At 65.7% G+C, this 16722-nt stretch carries 10 protein-coding genes; 5 read left to right on the top strand and 5 right to left on the bottom strand.

Features of this window, described 5'->3' with window-relative positions; genetic code table 11:
* The first annotated feature begins 43 nt into the window (after window positions 1-43).
* Window positions 44-1351, top strand: coding sequence for an alkaline phosphatase family protein (locus OVA13_RS05250; protein WP_267792744.1), 1308 nt, complete (start codon window positions 44-46; stop codon window positions 1349-1351).
* A gap of 186 nt (window positions 1352-1537) precedes the next feature.
* The gene (locus OVA13_RS05245; RefSeq protein ID WP_267792743.1) at window positions 1538-3784 is read left to right on the top strand and encodes a TonB-dependent receptor; all 2247 of its coding nucleotides are present in this window, start codon (window positions 1538-1540) and stop codon (window positions 3782-3784) included.
* A 102-nt stretch (window positions 3785-3886) separates the two neighbouring features.
* On the opposite strand, the gene metH is transcribed toward OVA13_RS05245, so the two are convergent.
* The 3 genes from metH to OVA13_RS05230 are packed head-to-tail and all read right to left on the bottom strand — an operon-like array spanning window position 3887 to window position 8591.
* Window positions 3887-6574 carry a methionine synthase gene (gene metH, locus OVA13_RS05240; RefSeq protein WP_267792742.1) on the bottom strand — a complete coding sequence of 896 codons (2688 nt, stop codon included), beginning with the start codon at window positions 6572-6574 and terminating at the stop codon, window positions 3887-3889.
* A complete protein-coding gene (locus OVA13_RS05235; protein ID WP_267792741.1) occupies window positions 6571-7665 on the bottom strand; it encodes a homocysteine S-methyltransferase family protein in 1095 nt (364 codons plus the stop codon). Before OVA13_RS05235 ends, metH begins: the two co-directional genes overlap by 4 nt.
* Window positions 7662-8591, bottom strand: coding sequence for an ArsR/SmtB family transcription factor (locus tag OVA13_RS05230; protein ID WP_267792740.1), 930 nt, complete (start codon window positions 8589-8591; stop codon window positions 7662-7664). The genes OVA13_RS05235 and OVA13_RS05230 overlap by 4 nt, the downstream gene beginning before the upstream one ends.
* Window positions 8592-8717: 126 nt before the next feature.
* Here OVA13_RS05230 and OVA13_RS05225 point away from each other — a divergent pair, with 126 nt between their 5' ends.
* Window positions 8718-9866: an acyl-CoA dehydrogenase family protein gene (locus OVA13_RS05225; RefSeq protein ID WP_267792739.1), complete on the top strand. Its 1149-nt coding sequence runs from the start codon at window positions 8718-8720 to the stop codon at window positions 9864-9866.
* 255 nt (window positions 9867-10121) lie between these two features.
* The gene (locus OVA13_RS05220) at window positions 10122-11996 is read left to right on the top strand and encodes a DUF885 domain-containing protein (protein ID WP_267792738.1); all 1875 of its coding nucleotides are present in this window, start codon (window positions 10122-10124) and stop codon (window positions 11994-11996) included.
* Between the two features lie 59 nt (window positions 11997-12055).
* Here the strand turns inward: OVA13_RS05220 and OVA13_RS05215 are convergent, their stop codons facing one another.
* Complete coding sequence (locus OVA13_RS05215; protein WP_267792737.1) at window positions 12056-12955, bottom strand: SDR family oxidoreductase; 900 nt, start codon at window positions 12953-12955, stop codon at window positions 12056-12058.
* A gap of 129 nt (window positions 12956-13084) precedes the next feature.
* On the opposite strand from OVA13_RS05215, the gene OVA13_RS05210 reads away from it, so the two are divergent.
* On the top strand, window positions 13085-13468 hold the full coding sequence (locus OVA13_RS05210; protein ID WP_267792736.1) for a winged helix-turn-helix transcriptional regulator: 384 nt from the start codon (window positions 13085-13087) through the stop codon (window positions 13466-13468).
* Window positions 13469-13570: 102 nt separating this feature from the next.
* On the opposite strand, the gene OVA13_RS05205 is transcribed toward OVA13_RS05210, so the two are convergent.
* Complete coding sequence (locus OVA13_RS05205; protein ID WP_267792735.1) at window positions 13571-16711, bottom strand: multidrug efflux RND transporter permease subunit; 3141 nt, start codon at window positions 16709-16711, stop codon at window positions 13571-13573.
* Window positions 16712-16722 lie beyond the last annotated feature (11 nt).

Raw genomic sequence — 16722 nt, 5'->3', positions numbered from 1 at the left:
GCGAACCGGAATGTGTGGCGGCGGACGGTGGTCCTGGCGGGTGATGCGGCTGCTTGTGCTGGCATTGGCAAGCATCGCGCTGCCCGGTTGGGCGGCCCCCGTCGTATTGATTTCGGTGGATGGCCTGCGCCCGGCCGATCTGCATGACACCGGCGCACGCGCGGTGCCATTGCCGCACTTGCGCAGGCTGATCGATGAAGGCCGCTACGCAGAACGCGTACGCGGCGTGATGCCGACGCTGACCTATCCCAGCCACGCGACGATGCTGACCGGCGTATCGCCGGCCCGGCATGGCATCGGCAGCAATCTGACCTTCGATCCCGAGTTCAAGAACCAGACCGGTTGGTACTGGTACGCGTCCGACTTCAAGGTGGACACCTTGTGGGACGCGGCCCGCAAGAGCGGCCGCGTGACCGCCAACGTGCACTGGCCGGTCAGCGTGGGCGCGGCCGTGGACGCCAACCTGCCACAGATATGGCGTACCGGGACGGCCGACGACCGCAAGCTGCTGGCCGCCCTGGCGACGCCCGGCCTGCTGCCGGCGCTGGAAGCAGGCGTGGGCCCGTATCCCGACGGCATCGATGAAAGCGTCGACGCGGACGAGCGCCGTGCACGCTTCGCCGCGCGATTGTTCGCATTGCGGAAGCCTGGTTTCATGACCGTCTATTTCGCCGGACTGGATCATGAAGAGCACCGTCACGGCGCGGGTTCCGCGCAGGCACGCGATGCCTTGCGCCGCCTGGATGCCACGATCGGCGAGCTGGTGGCCTCACTGCGGCAACAGGATCCCGATACCGTGGTCGCACTCGTGTCAGACCACGGTTTTTCCGCGTTGCGCACGGACGTCAATCTGTTCGGCGCTTTCATCCAGGCAGGACTGATCACGGTGGACGACAGGAAGCAGGTCAGTGGCTGGCAGGCAGCCCTGTGGCCAGCGGCCGGCAGTGCCTCGGTGGTGCTGCGCGATGCAGGGGATAGCGTGGTCCGCGAGAAGGTGAGGGCACTGCTGGCAACACTGGCCGGCGATTCGGCCAACGGCATCGACCAGGTACTGGATGCCGATGCCATCGCCAGGCTGGGCGGCGCGCGTGCCGACTACCTGGTGCTGTTCAAGCCGGGTTTCCAGATCGGCCGTGATCCGGCCGCGCCGCTGCTGGCCGACAGCAGTTATCGCGGCATGCATGGCTATTCGCCCGACGTGCCCGAGATGGATGCGGTGTTCGTCCTGCAGGGTAAGGGGATTGGCAAGGGCAGCTTCGGCAGCATCGACATGCGCGACATCGCACCGACACTGGCGCGCGTCATGCAGTTGAAGCTCGATCAGGCGGAAGGCCGCGCCCTGCTGCCCTGATCGTATCCGCACCACGCGTTGCAGGTGATTGTCTTGCAACCGTAAGTAGGCCGCCATCTGCGCGTCATGCGCACTGAACACCATATCCAGCGCGCTTGCCGCGACCGTATGCATGCAGGCGCGCCATTCCTCCACCTCGACGGACCGTGGCCAAGGGCGCTGCGGTCCTTCCCCACGGGAACTCACATGTTGAAGAAGAGCACCATGGCATTGGCCGTGATGGGCGCGCTGTACGCCTCGACGGCATTCGCGCAGGACAGCGCCAGTCCGGATGCGGGCGCGGCAGGCGCCGACGCCAGCGCGCAGACACTCGATACCGTTTCCGTGATCGGCCTGGGCGAGACCCGCCAGGTGCAACGCCTTTCCCCCGAACGCATCCGCGCACTGCCGCCGGGCACCAGTCCGTTGAAGCTGCTGGCGGACCTGCCTGGCGTCAACTTCCAGTCGGCGGATGCCTTCGGTGCCTATGAATGGTCGGCGCGCATCAGCCTGCGTGGTTTCAACCAGAACCAGCTGGGCTTCACGCTGGACGGCATCCCGCTGGGTGACATGAGCTATGGCAACAACAACGGCCTGCATATCAGCCGCGCATTGATCTCGGAAAATCTGGCCGGTGCAGAACTGGCCGAAGGCATCGGCGGCGTCAACACCGCATCCACCAGCAATCTGGGCGGCACCATCCAGTTCTTCTCGGCCGACCCCTTGCCGGCGTTCGGCGTGCAGCTGTCCCAGACGGTGGGCAGCGACGCCACGCGCCGCACTTATGCGCGCCTGGATACCGGCGATCACCAGGGTTTTGCCATGTACCTGTCCGGCATGACGTCGCGCATGGACAAGTGGAAGGGCGATGGCGAACAGAAGCAGGACCAGGTGAACCTGAAGGCGGTCTACGATGTCGGCGACCATCGCATCAGCCTGCTGGCGACCACGTCCAAACGCGACGAAAACGACTACCAGGACCTGTCGCTGGATTCCCGGCGGCGCCTGGGCTGGGACTGGGACAACTACCGCCCAGACTGGCAGCGTGCCGTGGATGCGGCCAATGGCATTTTCACGGGAGGGGTCAACAATCTCGACGATGCGTACTACGACGCGCGTGGCCTGCGCGATGACGGTGTGCTGGGGCTGTCCGGCGACTTCGGCCTTGCCCAGGACGTTCGCCTGCATGCGACGGTCTACCACCACACCAACCGTGGCCAGGGCCACTGGTTCACGCCTTACGTGCCGTCGTCGGCCACCGTGCCCATTTCGCTGCGCACCACCGAATACGGCATCGATCGCACCGGCGTGATGGCCGGTCTGGACTGGACGCTGGGCAACCATCGCATCGAAGGCGGCCTGTGGCTGGAAGACAACGGTCACACGGTGCAGCGCAATTACTACTTCATCAACGGCCCGATAGACGACAGTTTCTTCCTGCGCGGTCCGGACATCCGCCAGTTCTACCAGCGCTTCGACGTGAAGACGCGCCAGTTCTATCTGAAAGACACCATCCGGCTGCTGGACGACCGGCTCTCCGTGGATATCGGCTTCAAGAGCCCGCGCGTGGAGATCGAATCGCGTATTCCGGCCGGTACGTTCGTCTCCCGCTATGCCGAGGGCGACCTGACCGCCAAGGACAGCTTCCTGCCGCAGCTGGGTGCCAGCTACCGGTTGAGCGGGAACAACGAGATCTTCGCGTCCTATGCGGAGAACATGGCCGCATTCCAGGCAGGTATCACCGGGCCGTTCGCCACCACCCAGGTGGCCTTCGATGCGTTCGCCGGCCAGTTGCAGCCGGAGCGCAGCGAGACGGTGGAAGCGGGCTTCCGCCATTCCGGCGAGACGCTGCAGGCGTCGCTGGCGCTGTACCACGTGAAGTTCGAGAATCGCCTGCTGTCCGTGGCGCAGTGCTCCGGCATCCAGGGCTGTCCCTCGGCATTCGCCAACGTCGGTTCGGTGACCAGCGAGGGTGCCGAGGCCACGCTGGTGTGGACGCCCATCGAAGGCCTGCGCTGGTACAACACGCTGTCGTGGAATGAATCCACCTACGATTCGAACTACCTCAACGGCACCACCCTGGTGGAAATCGAGGGCAAGCAGACCGTCAACACGCCCGAGGAGATGTTCTCCACCTCGCTGACGTGGACACGCGGCCCGCTCGAACTGAGCGTTGGCGCCAACTACACCGGCAAACGCTACTACACGTATTCGAACGATTCCGGCGTGCCCTCGTTCTGGCTGGCCAATGCCGGCGGTTCGTGGAGCTTCGGCGAAGTGGGGCCGATGGAAGACCTGCGGCTGTCGCTGCACGTCACCAACCTGACGGACAAGGACTACTTCTCCACCATCGGCACCAATGGCTTCGTGGTGTCGGACCCGGCCGGCACGTATGCCACGCTGTTGAGCGGGGCGCCGCGCCAGACCATGCTGACACTCAGCGCGTCGTTCTGATTCCGGAGATCGGCGTTGCCCTGACAGACAAAGGCCCGCGCAAGCGGGCCTTTGTCGTGACGGGTTGACGAGGTTGCCGGCCTCCGGGCATCGCCCGCGGGATCACTCCGGGTCGTAGTCGAGATTGGACGCCAACCAACGCTCCGCCTGCGCCAGCTCGACGCCCTTGCGTCGGGCGTAGTCGGCGGCCTGTTCCTTCGAGACGCGCCCGACGACGAAGTACTGGCTCTGCGGATGGCTGAAGTAGTAACCGGAAACGGCCGCCGTGGGCAGCATGGCGAAGCTCTCGGTCAGCGTCATGCCGGCGTTGGTGCCCGCATCCAGCAGGCGGAACAGCGTGGCCTTCTCGCTGTGTTCGGGGCATGCCGGATAGCCAGGGGCCGGGCGGATGCCACGGTACTGCTCGGCGATCAGGGCCTCGTTGTCCAGAGCCTCGTCCGCCGCGAATCCCCAGAACTCCTTGCGTACCCGCTGGTGCAGGCGCTCGGCGAGCGCTTCCGCCAGCCTGTCGGCCAGCGCCTTCAGCAGGATGGCGTTGTAATCGTCATGGTCGGCCTCGAAGCGCGCCACGTGCGCATCGATGCCGATGCCGGCCGTGACGGCGAAACCGCCGATCCAGTCCTGCCTGCCGCTGTCCTTCGGTGCGATGAAATCGGCCAGGCAGAAGTCCGGCCGGTCGGCCGGCTTGTCGACCTGCTGGCGCAGGAAGTGCAGGCGTTCCGTCCTGCCTTCGTGCAGCAGTTCGACATCGTCGCCGACACTGTTGGCGGGCCACAGCCCGAAGACGGCCCTGGCGGTCAGCCATTTCTCGGCGACGATCCTATCCAGCATCGCCCGCGCGTCGCGGTAGAGCTCGCTGGCCTGCGTGCCGACCACGGCATCGGTCAGGATGGCCGGGTATTTGCCCGCGAGCTCCCAGGCCTGGAAGAACGGCGTCCAGTCGATCACGTCAATCAGATCGGTGAGCGGGTAGTCGTCCAGCACAGTGATGCCGGGCGTGTTGGGAACGGGAGGGACGTAGCCGGCCCAGCCGCCGTCGAACTTCTGCCCGCGCGCCTTTTCCAGCGACACCAGGCGCTTGGCGTCGCCCCGGTTGCGGTGGCGCTGGCGGATCTCGGCGTAGTCGGCATCGTTGGCGGCGACGAAGGCCTCGCGCATGTCGCGCGAGATCAGCGACTGCGCCACGCCCACCGCGCGCGAAGCATCCTTCACCCAGACGGTCGGTGCGTCGTAATGCGGATCGATCTTCAGCGCGGTATGCGCGCGGGACGTGGTCGCGCCGCCGATCAGCAGCGGCATGGAGAACCCCTGCCGCTGCATCTCGCGCGCGACGTGGGTCATTTCCTCCAGCGACGGGGTGATCAGCCCGGACAGGCCGATCAGGTCGGCGTTCTCGGCCTTCGCGGTATCGAGGATCTTCTGCGTGGGCACCATCACGCCCAGGTCCACCACGTCGAAGTTGTTGCACGCCAGCACCACGCCGACGATGTTCTTGCCGATGTCGTGCACGTCGCCCTTGACGGTGGCCATGACGATCTTGCCGTTGGACTTGCCGACATCGCCGGTGCGCAGTTTCTCGGCTTCGATGTAAGGCAGCAGGTAGGCGACCGCCTTCTTCATGACACGCGCCGACTTGACCACCTGGGGCAGGAACATCTTGCCGGCGCCGAACAGGTCGCCGACCACGTTCATGCCGTCCATCAGCGCGCCTTCTATGACATCCAGCGGACGCGTGGCCTGCTGGCGGGCCTCCTCGGTATCTTCGTCCACGAAGGCATCGATGCCGTGCACCAGCGCATGTGCCAGCCGCTCGCGGACGGGCTTCTCGCGCCATGCCAGGTTCTCCACCTGGGCCTCGCCCTTCTTGCCCTTGTAGCGGTCGGCGATCTCCAGCAGGCGCTCGGTGGCGTCCCTGCGCCGGTTGAGCACCACGTCCTCGACGCGTTCCCGCAGGTCGGCCTCCAGGTCGTCGTAGATCGGCATGGCGCCGGCATTGACGATGCCCATGTCCATGCCGGCCTTGATGGCGTGGTAGAGGAACACGGCATGGATGGCCTGCCGCACGGGTTCATTGCCACGGAACGAGAACGACACGTTCGACACGCCGCCGGACACGTGGCAGTGGGGCAGGGTCTGCCGGATGATGCGGGTGGCCTCGATGAAGTCGACGGCGTAGTTGTCGTGCTCTTCAATGCCGGTCGCGACCGCGAAGATGTTGGGGTCGAAGATGATGTCTTCCGGCGGGAAGCCGACTTCCTCGGTCAGGATGCGGTAGGCGCGCGTGCAGATCTCGACCTTGCGCGCGCAGGTGTCGGCCTGTCCCGCTTCGTCGAACGCCATCACCACCGCGGCGGCGCCGTAACGCAGCACCTTGCGGGCCTGGTCGATGAAGGCTTCCTCGCCTTCCTTCAGCGAGATCGAGTTGACCACGCTCTTGCCTTGCAGGCATTTCAGGCCAGCCTCGATCACGCTCCACTTGGACGAATCCACCATCACCGGGATGCGGGCGATGTCCGGCTCGGACATGATCAGGTTGAGGAAGCGCGTCATCGCCTTCTCGGAATCGATCAGGCCCTCATCCATGTTGACGTCGAGGATCTGCGCGCCGTTGGCCACCTGCTGGCGGGCGACTTCGACGGCCTCTTCGTAGCGCTCTTCCTTGATCAGCTTGCGGAACTGGGCGCTGCCGGTGACGTTGGTGCGCTCGCCCACGTTGATGAACAGCAGGTCCGGCGTGATGACCAGCGGCTCCAGCCCCGACAGGCGGGTGTGGTGGCTTGCACGGCTCATGCGGCCTGCTCCAGCGACCGTGGCAGGCGGCGCGGCGGCAGACCTGCGACGGCCTCGGCGATCGCCTGGATGTGGGCAGGCGTGGTGCCGCAGCAACCGCCGACCAGGTTCAGGAGGCCGGACTGCGCGAACTCTTTCAGCGTGGCCGCCATCTCCTCGGGTGTTTCGTCGTATTCGCCAAACGCATTGGGCAGGCCGGCATTGGGATGTGCGCTGACGTAGCTGTCCGCCACGGTGGAGAGTGTTTCCACATGCTCACGCAGGTCCTTGGCGCCCAGCGCGCAGTTCAGGCCCACCGACAAGGGGCGGCCGTGCGCAACGGAGGTGTAGAAGGCTTCGGCGGTCTGCCCCGACAGCGTGCGTCCGGAGGCGTCGGTGATGGTGCCGGAGATCATGACCGGCAGCCGGCCCCCACGTGCATCGAACACTTCCTCGATGGCATACAGCGCGGCCTTGGCATTGAGCGTGTCGAAGATGGTTTCCACCATCAGCGTGTCCGCGCCGCCGTCGATCAGCCCATCGATGGCCTCGCGGTAGGTCGCACGCAGCTCGTCGAAGCTGGTGTTGCGGTAGCCGGGGTCGTTGACATCCGGGCTGATGGAGGCGGTCCGGCTGGTCGGGCCCAGCACGCCGATCACGAAGCGCGGCTTGTCCGGCCTGCCCTTGGCACGATCGTCCGCTTCGACGGCATCGCAGCAGGCGCGTGCGACCGCGGCTCCGGCCTTGTTGAGTTCATAGACCAGGTGTTCAAGATGGTAGTCGGCCTGGCTGATCGACGTCGCGTTGAACGTATTGGTTTCGACCAGGTCGGCGCCGGCTTCCAGGTAGGCGATATGCACGCCAGCGATGACTTCCGGCTTGCTCAGCAGCAGCAGGTCGTTGTTGCCTTTCAGGTCATGGCCGCAGCCTTCCCCATGCGCATGCTGGCTGTCGTAACCGTCCGCAAAGCGTGCGCCGCGGTAATCGGCTTCTTCCAGCCGGTGGCGCTGGATCATGGTGCCCATCGCGCCATCGATGATCAGGATGCGGCGTTCAAGCGCGTCGTGAAGCGCGGCGGCGCGTGCCGGCTTCAGCCAGGGGAGGGTCTTCATGGCTTCTGGGCGGTCAGCGAGAGGACTTCGAAATGCGGGGGACGGCGTTCGCGCGTGACGGTCTCGCTGTTGGCGATTTCCAGCCCCGCCTTCTCGGCGAACTTGCGCAGTTCCTTCTCGCTGAAACCGAGGTTGACGTGGCCATACGCTTCCACGACGGAACGGTGCTCGTGCTTGGCCAGGCTGCTCAGCAGCAGGCGGCCGCCCTTGCGCAACACCCGCGCCGCTTCGCTGACCGCCTGGGCGGGTTTGGTCGAATAGGTCAGGGCGTGCATCAGCACGACCAGGTCGAAGCTGTTGTCCTTGAAGGGCAGGGCATGCATGTCGCCCTCGCGCACTTCGACGTTGGGGAAACGGCGCAGGCGCTCGCCCGCTGCGGCCACGACGCGTGCACTGGTGTCCACGCAGACGTAGCGGCTGGCATGCGGGGACAGCAGTTCGGCCAGCACGCCGTCGCCGGAGGCGATGTCCAGCACGTCGCCGGTCTCCAGCAGGGGCAACGCGGTACGGGCGAGGGCTTCCCAGGTGCGGCCGGGCGAATAGTGGCGCTCCATGTCGCCGGCGACCGAGTCCGCCCAGTTCTGGTCGGCGGCGCGGTTGGCCAGCACGGAGGCGACGCGCTCGGCGTCCTGCCGCAGCAGCGGGTCGTCGCTGCCCTGGCGCAGGCTGCGCCAGAGCTCGCGCTGCACGGGATCCAGATGTTCCTCGTCGAACCGGTAATAGGCCGAAACGCCGGCGCGGCGGTCGCGTACCAAGTTGGCTTCCTTCAGGCGGGCCAAGTGGGTGGATACGCGCGGCTGCGCCAGCTGGGTGATCGCGGAGAGCTCGGCCACGGTCAGTTCCTCGCGCTCCAGCAGCGCCAGCAGGCGTACCCGGGTGGCGTCGGCGAAGACTTTCAGGCGGGTCGACCAGGCTTCCAGATCCATAAATATCTTCCTATCGCGATATAGAGATATTGTCCGGCCAGCGAGGGGGCGGGTCAACCCCGGCATACGCCCGCGGATGGTCGCGGGTTACAATTGGTATTCAACAAACAGTGAAGGGCAACAGCCGTGGATTTCGCATTCACCGAAGAGCAGTTGATGATCCAGGACGTGGCGCGCCGGATTGCGCAGGAAAAGATCGCGCCCAGCGCCGAGCACTTCGACAAGGTGGGCGAGTTCCCGCTGGACAACATCCGCCTGCTGGGCGAGAACGGGCTGATGGGCATCGAAGTGCCGGCCGAATACGGTGGCGCGGGCATGGACCCGATCGCCTACGTGCTGGCGATGATCGAGATCGCCGCCGGCGACGCCGCGCATTCCACCATCATGTCGGTGAACAACTCGCTGTTCTGCAACGGCATCCTGAAGTTCGGCACCGAGGCGCAGAAGCAGAAGTACGTGCGCGCGATCGCCGAGGGGGCCGAGATCGGCGCCTTCGCGCTCACGGAGCCGCAGTCCGGCTCCGATGCCACCTCGATGCGGTGCCGGGCGGTCAAGCAGGCCGATGGCAGCTTCGTCATCAATGGCAAGAAGAGCTGGATCACCTCCGGGCCGGTCGCCAAGTACATCGTGCTGTTCGCCATGAGCGAGCCCGACAAGGGCGCGCGTGGCATCACCGCGTTCCTGATCGACACCACGCTGCCGGGTTTCCACCGCGGCAAGACCGAGCCCAAGCTGGGCATCCGAGCCTCGGCCACCTGCGAGATCGAGTTCACCGACTACGTGGTCGCCGCCGACGACGTGCTGGGCAAGGAGGGCGAAGGCTTCAAGATCGCCATGGGCGTGCTGGACGCCGGCCGCATCGGCATCGCCAGCCAGGCCATCGGCATCGCGCGCGCGGCGTATGAGGCCACGCTCGCCTACGTCAAGGAGCGCAAGGCCTTCGGTGCGCCCATCGGCACCTTCCAGATGACCCAGGCCAAGATCGCCGACATGAAGTGCAAGCTTGACGCTGCCACCCTGCTGACGCTGCGCGCGGCCTGGGTGAAGGGGCAGGACCAGCGCTTCAGCAACGAAGCGGCCATCGCCAAGCTGACCGCCTCCGAAGCGGCCATGTGGATCACCCACCAGGCCGTGCAGATCCACGGCGGCATGGGCTATTCCAAGGAAATGCCGCTGGAGCGGTACTTCCGCGATGCCAAGATCACCGAGATCTACGAAGGCACCAGCGAGATCCAGCGCCTGGTCATCGCCCGCAACGAAACCGGGCTGCGCTGAGCCTGGGGTTCCTGCAACGGGCGCCGCTGTCCTGGCGGCGCCCGTTTTCTTTTTTGGGGCTGCGGATCCGGATGCCGTCGCGCCGCAAGGCAATCTTGTTCGCCATCCAGGCGCGCGGCGGCGCGTTCTTCGCCTTGCACGCCCAATGGCTGCCATGGCGCCCCCCCATCTTTAGTAATGGGACGGGCCGCCTTACGGTCCGCTAGAGTGCTCCGGTGCGGGGGTCTGTCTCCCGTGTCCCTCCTGGAGAACCCGATGCGTAAAACCCTGATCGTCTGTGCCCTGGCGCTGGCCCTGACCGCCTGCGACCGCGCTGCTTCGCCCGAAACCGGCACCGCCGCCACGCCTGCCGCCACCGTTTCGCAGGCCGACATCGCGGCCGAGACCGAGCGCCTCAACCAGTGGTTCGAGAAGAAGTACGAGGAACAACTGAAGTTCAGCCCGCTGCAGCTGACGTTCCAGGGCCGCAAGGACCTGTACGACCAGATCGACGACCTGTCCGAGAAGGCCCAGCTTGACCAGGTGGCCTGGCAGAAGGCGAGCGTCGAGGAGATGGAGAAGACCTTCGACTACGCCAAGCTGAGCGACGAGGGCAAGTTGTCCTACGACCTGTGGAAGCTGCAGTACGAGAACGCCCGTGATGGCTTGCCCTTCCTGGTGGACGGGTATGCGTTCGACCAGATGAACGGTGCGCAGAGTTTCTTCCCCACCGTGATGATCAGCTTCCACAAGGTGGAAGAGGAATCGGACTACACCGCTTACGTGTCGCGCCTCAACGCCAGCGCACGTGCGTTCGACCAGCTGCTTGAGCGTGCGCGCAAGTCGGCCGGGCAGGGCATCCGTCCGCCCAGGTTCGCCTATGAAGGCGTCATCGACCAGTCGAAGAAGGTCATCGCCGGCGCCCCGTTCTCCTCGGGCAAGGATTCGGCGATCTGGGCCGACGCGCAGGCCAAGGCCGACGCGCTGGTGAAGAACGGCAAGGTCAGCGCCGAACGTGGCGCCGCGTTGAAGGAAGAGGCGCGCAAGGCGCTGCTGGAGCAGTTCAAGCCCGCCTATGAGCGCGTCATCGCGTGGTGCGAGGAGGACCTGCCGAACGCGGGCGAGAACGCCACCGGCGTCGGCAGCACGCACCCGAACGGCAAGGCGTACTACGAGTACCAGTTGCGCCAGATGACCACCACCAACATGACGGCCGACGAGATCCACGCGCTGGGCCTGAAGGAAGTGGAGCGCATCAAGGGTGAAATGACGGCGCTGAAGGACAAGGTGGGCTTCAAGGGTGACCTGGATGCCTTCTTCGCCTTCATCGACAGCGATCCGCAGTTCGCGTTCCCCAACACCGATGCCGGCCGCCAGGCCTACATCGACGAAGCGACCAAGGCCATCGCCAACATCAAGAAGGAACTGCCGAACTACTTCGGCCTGCTGCCCAAGGCGGACCTGGAAGTGAAGCGCGTGGAAGCCTTCCGCGAACAGGACGGCGCCGCCCAGCACTACTTCCCGGGCACGCCGGATGGCTCGCGTCCGGGCGTGTACTACGCGCACCTGTCGGACATGAATGCCATGCCGAAGCCCGAGCTGGAAGTCATCGCGTACCACGAGGGCCTGCCGGGCCACCACATGCAGATCTCCATCGCGCAGGAACTCACCGGCGTGCCGAAGTTCCGCACGCAGGCCGGTTTCACCGCGTACTCCGAAGGCTGGGGCCTGTACTCGGAGTGGCTGGCCAAGGAAATGCCGAACACCTACCAGGATCCTTATTCCGAGTTCGGTCGGCTGAGTTCTGAAATGTGGCGCGCGATCCGCCTGGTGGTGGACACCGGCCTGCATGCGAAGGGTTGGACCGAGCAGCAGGCGGTGGAGTACTTCGATGCCAACAGCGCAGTGCCGCTGGCGGCGATCAAGTCGGAAGTGCAGCGTTACCTGATCATGCCGGGCCAGGCCACGGCCTACAAAGTCGGCATGATCCGCATCCAGGACCTGCGCAGGAAGGCGGAAACGGAACTGGGTGACAAGTTCGACATCAAGGGATTCCATGATGCCGTGCTGGGTGGTGGCGCCCTGCCGCTGACGCTGCTCGAACGCCGCGTGGACCAGTGGATCGCCAGCCAGAAGGCCAAGCAGGCCTGAGTCCTCGCTCCAATGGCAACAAGAGAACCCCGGCTCCGGCCGGGGTTCTTGTTTCGGCCTCAGGCCCGGGAAAGTCCCGCGCCGTTGCGCAGCAGCCAGGCATCGAAGGATTCCGGCGCACGCCCCGTCAGCTGCGCATAGTCATCCGTGATGCCGCCCAGGTCGCCCGCGGCCGTGGCGGCATCGAATGAAGCGAACACGGCCGCCAGCGCGGGTGGAAAACCGTGCGCCTGCAGGCCCTCGGTCAACTGCTCCAGGCTCACGTCCACTACCTCCAGCGGTTTGCCGGTGGCGCTGCTGATCCGCGCGGCCAGCTGGCGCGCGGTCCATGCCTGCGTCCCGGTCAGGGTGAGCGTCCGCTTGCGCGTGTCGCCCGCGGCCAGCGCGATGGCCGCGGCGCGTGCCAGGTCGTCGCGCGCGATGTAGGCGATGCCGCCATCACCGGCCGCGGAGGACCATTGGCCAGCCGCGAGTGCACCCGGCACGGTATGCAGCAGGTTTTCGAAGTACCACGCATTGCGCAGCACGGTCCACGTCAACGGTGATGCGGCGAGGGCCTGTTCGGTGCCCAGGTGGTCCGGTGCGAAGCTGACCTTCGATGTCTCGGGCACGGGCAGCGAGGTATAGACCACGTGCCGCACGCCTGCCACCACCGCGGCCTGCACGGCCGTGCGGTGCTGCTGCAGGCGCTTGCCCGGCTCAAGCAATGCATCGGTGCTCACCAGCAGCAGGCGGTCGGCCCCGGTGAAGGCAGCCTCCAGCGATGCAGGATCATCGAAGTCGGCGGCGCGCACCGTAACGCCACGCGCGGCAAGGTCGGCAAGCGTGGCGGGCGTACGGCTGGTGGCAATGATGCGGTCGGCGGGAATGCCCACCGTATCCAGCAGGTGCGCGATCACCGCGCGGCCAAGGTGGCCCGAGGCGCCGGTGACCAGCAGGGTGGGGGTCGAGATATTCATGGCGAAGTGCATCCTTGGTAACGGAACAGTTGTTGGTTACCCTATGGTAGTAATGGGCTCCGGGCGCACAAGCAGGGAGCCCCGGATAACCGGGTTACTGCCAGGTAACCCCCGCCGACCGCCGCCGCCATGACCCTTCATCGCCAATCCCTGATCCTCACCGAGAACTGCCCCATCCGCGACGTGCTGGATCGCCTGGGTGACCGCTGGACCGTGCTGGTCCTGCACGAACTCGCCCCGGGCACGCTGCGCTTCTCCGAACTGCGCAAGCGCATCGCCGACATCTCGCCGCGCATGCTGGCGCAGACCCTGCGCCACCTGGAGCAGGACGGCCTGGTGGCGCGCGCGGTGTTTCCCACCATCCCCCCGCGGGTGGACTACACGCTGACACCGCTCGGGCAGTCGTTCTTCGAACGCGTGGAGATGCTGGCGCAATGGGCGGCGGACAATCATGAAGCGGTCAAGGCGGCGCGCAAGGCGTATGTGGCGCCCGGCCCGCATACACCTAAATAGCGTCTTCCGGAGTGCGGGCCTACGGCAACGGCAGGGACACGGTCGCACACAAAAGAGAAACCCCGGCATGGCCGGGGTTTCTCCTTATGACGGCGACGATCTTCAGCGTGCCGGCGGCTTGTTGTGCTCGGCCAGGTATTCCCTGGACGGCTCGTCCATCTTGTCGCCCAGCATGCGGCGTACCGCCACGAAGAACACGGGGATCAGCAGCAGGCCGAGGAACGTGGCGAACACCATGCCGCCGATCACGCCGGTACCGATCGCGTGGCGCGCGTTGGCGCCCGCGCCGGTGGAGATGGCCATCGGCAGTACGCCCATGATGAACGCGAACGAGGTCATCAGGATCGGGCGGAAGCGCAGGCGCGATGCCTCGATGACCGCATCGCGCAGCGTCTTGCCTTCGCGGCGCTGCTCAACGGCGAACTCGACGATCAGGATGGCGTTCTTCGCGGCCAGGCCGATGATGGTGATCAGGCCGATCTTGAAGAAGATGTCGTTCGGCAGCCCACGCAGCATCGCGAAGACGACCGCGCCCAGCACGCCCAGCGGCACCACCAGCAGCACCGATACCGGCACCGACCAGCTTTCGTACAGCGCGGCCAGGCAGAGGAACACCACCACGATCGACAGCACCAGCAGCAGCGTGGCCGTGTTGCCGGCCAGGATTTCCTGGTACGACATACCGGTCCAGTCGAAGCCGAAGCCCGCTGGCAGGTCATTGTTGACGATGTCCTCCATCGCCTTCATCGCCTCGCCGGAACTGCGACCCGGCGCCTGCGAGCCCACGATGTTGATGGCGGCATAGCCGTTGTAGCGGGTCAGCGACGGCGAATTGGTGATCCACTCCGACTTCACCACGTTGGTCAGCGGAATCATCGCGCCGTTCTGCAGGCTGCTGGGCGTGTAGAAATTGCCCAGTGATTCCGGACTCATGCGGAACGGGGCATCCGCCTGCATGGTGACGCGCTTGATGCGGCCTTCGTAGAAGAAATCGTTGACGTACACCGGCGCCAGCATCAGGCCGATCGAGTTGTAGATGTCCGACAGCGACAGGCCCATCGCCTGCGCCTGCACGCGATCCACGTTCAACTTCAGCTGGGGTGCGTCTTCCAGGCCGTTCGGGCGAACGCCGGTCAGCACCGGATTCTGGCCGGCCTTGCCCAGCAGGATGTTGCGCGCCTCCACCAGCGCCTTCTGGCCCTGGCCGGTGCGGTCCTGCAGGTACATGTCGAAGCCGCCGAACTGGCCCAGGCCGTTCACCGTGGGCAGGTTGACCACGAAGATGCCGGCTTCCTTGATGCCGAACAGTGCGCCGTTGGCCTGCTGGATGAAGCCGGCGGCATCGATCTTGCGCTCTTCCCACGGTTTCAGCCGGATGAACGCCATGCCGACGTTTTCGCCCTGACCGACGAAGCTGAAGCCGGTGACCTCCATCATGCCGTCATAGCCTTCCATCTTCTCCAGCGTGCTGCGGATCTGGGTGAAGACCTTGCTGGTGCGCTCCATGGAGGCGCCGGGCGGCAACTGCACGATGGCAAGCGCGTAGCCCTGGTCTTCCTCGGGCAGGAAGCTGCCGGGCATGCGGGTGAACAGGAAGCCGCACAGCAGCGTCAGGCCCGCGAACACCACCATCCAGCGCGGCGCATGGCGGACGGCGCTGCCGATGTGCCCGGTGTAGGTGTGCGCGATCTTGTCGTAGTACTTGTTGAAGGTGCGGAACACCACGTTCGACTTGCCGCCGTGGGTCGGCTTCAGCAGCGTGGCGCACAGGGCAGGGGTGAAGCCCAGCGCCAGGAACGCCGAGAACACCATCGCGATGGCAATCGTCAGCGCGAACTGCTTGTAGATCTCACCTGCCGAACCGCCCTGCAGCGCCGACGGGATGAACACCGCCGACAGCACCACGGTGATGGCGATCACCGCACCGGTGATCTGGTCCATCGCCTTGCGGGTGGCCTCCTTCGGTGGCAGGCCTTCCTCGGTCATGATGCGTTCGACGTTTTCGATCACCACGATGGCGTCGTCCACCACGATGCCGATGGCCAGCACCATGCCGAACAGGGTCAGCTGGTTGATGGTGAAGCCGATCACCGTCATGCCCAGGAACGTGCCCAGCAGCGCCACCGGGATGACCAGCGTGGGGATGATGGTCGCGCGCAGGTTCTGCAGGAAGATCAGCATCACCAGGAACACCAGCACCACGGCCTCGATCAGCGTCTTGACCACTTCCTCGATCGAGATGCGCACGAAGGTGGTGCTGTCGTACGGCGAGAACCACTGCACGCCCTGCGGGAAGCTGGGCTGCAACTCGTCCATCTTCGCGCGCACGGCGCCGGCCACGTTCAACGCGTTGGCGCCAGGTAGCAGCTGCACGGCGAACGCCGCGGTGGGCGCGCCGTTCCATTGCGTCTCGAAGCCGTAGGCGGTCGCGCCGATGGCGACGCGCGCCACGTCCTTCAGCCGCACCGTGGTGCCGTCGCTGTTGGCGCGCAGGATGATGTTCTCGAACTGCTCCGGCGAGTTGAAGCGGCCCTCGGTGGTGACGGTGGCCGTGAAGCCCTGGCCTTCGGGTGCCGGGTCGGAGCCGATGGAGCCGGCGGCGAACTGCACGTTCTGGCTGCGGATGGCGCCCAGCACTTCGCTGGTGGACATGCCGAAACCCTGCAGCTTGTTCGGGTCCAGCCAGATGCGCATCGCGTATTCGCTACCGAACTGCTGCGTGCTGCCCACGCCGGGGATGCGCGAGATCTGGTCGAGCACGCGCGAACCGACGATGTCGTTCAGCTGTTCGCGGCCCACGGCCGGATTCTCCGAACGCAATGCGGCCACCATCAGGAAGCCGGCATTGGCCTTGGCCACCACCACGCCCTGCTGCACCACCTCGGTGGGCAGGCGCGGTTCGGCCAGGGCGACCTTGTTCTGCACCTGCACCTGCGCGATGTCGGGATCGGTGCCGGTCTGGAAGGTCAGCGTGATGCTGGCGCCGCCGGTGGCATCGGAAGAAGAGCTGAAGTACAGCAGGTTGTCGATGCCGGTGAGCTGCTGCTCGATGATCTGCGTGACCGCCTGCTCGGCGGTCTCCGCGCTGGCGCCGGGGTAGCTGGCATTCACCACCACCTGCGGCGGCGCGATGTTGGGGTAGGACTCGACGCCGAGGTTGAAGATCGCGATCACGCCGCCCAGCGAGATCAGGATCGCCACCACCCAGGCGAAGATCGGTTTGTCGATGAAGAACTTGGGCATGGGGGTCGTCC

The organism is Pseudoxanthomonas sp. SL93 (genome assembly GCF_026625825.1).
GTDB lineage: Bacteria > Pseudomonadota > Gammaproteobacteria > Xanthomonadales > Xanthomonadaceae > Pseudoxanthomonas_A.
Note: the sequence above shows the minus strand (reverse complement) of the source record. Positions and strands in the feature narration are given on the sequence as shown.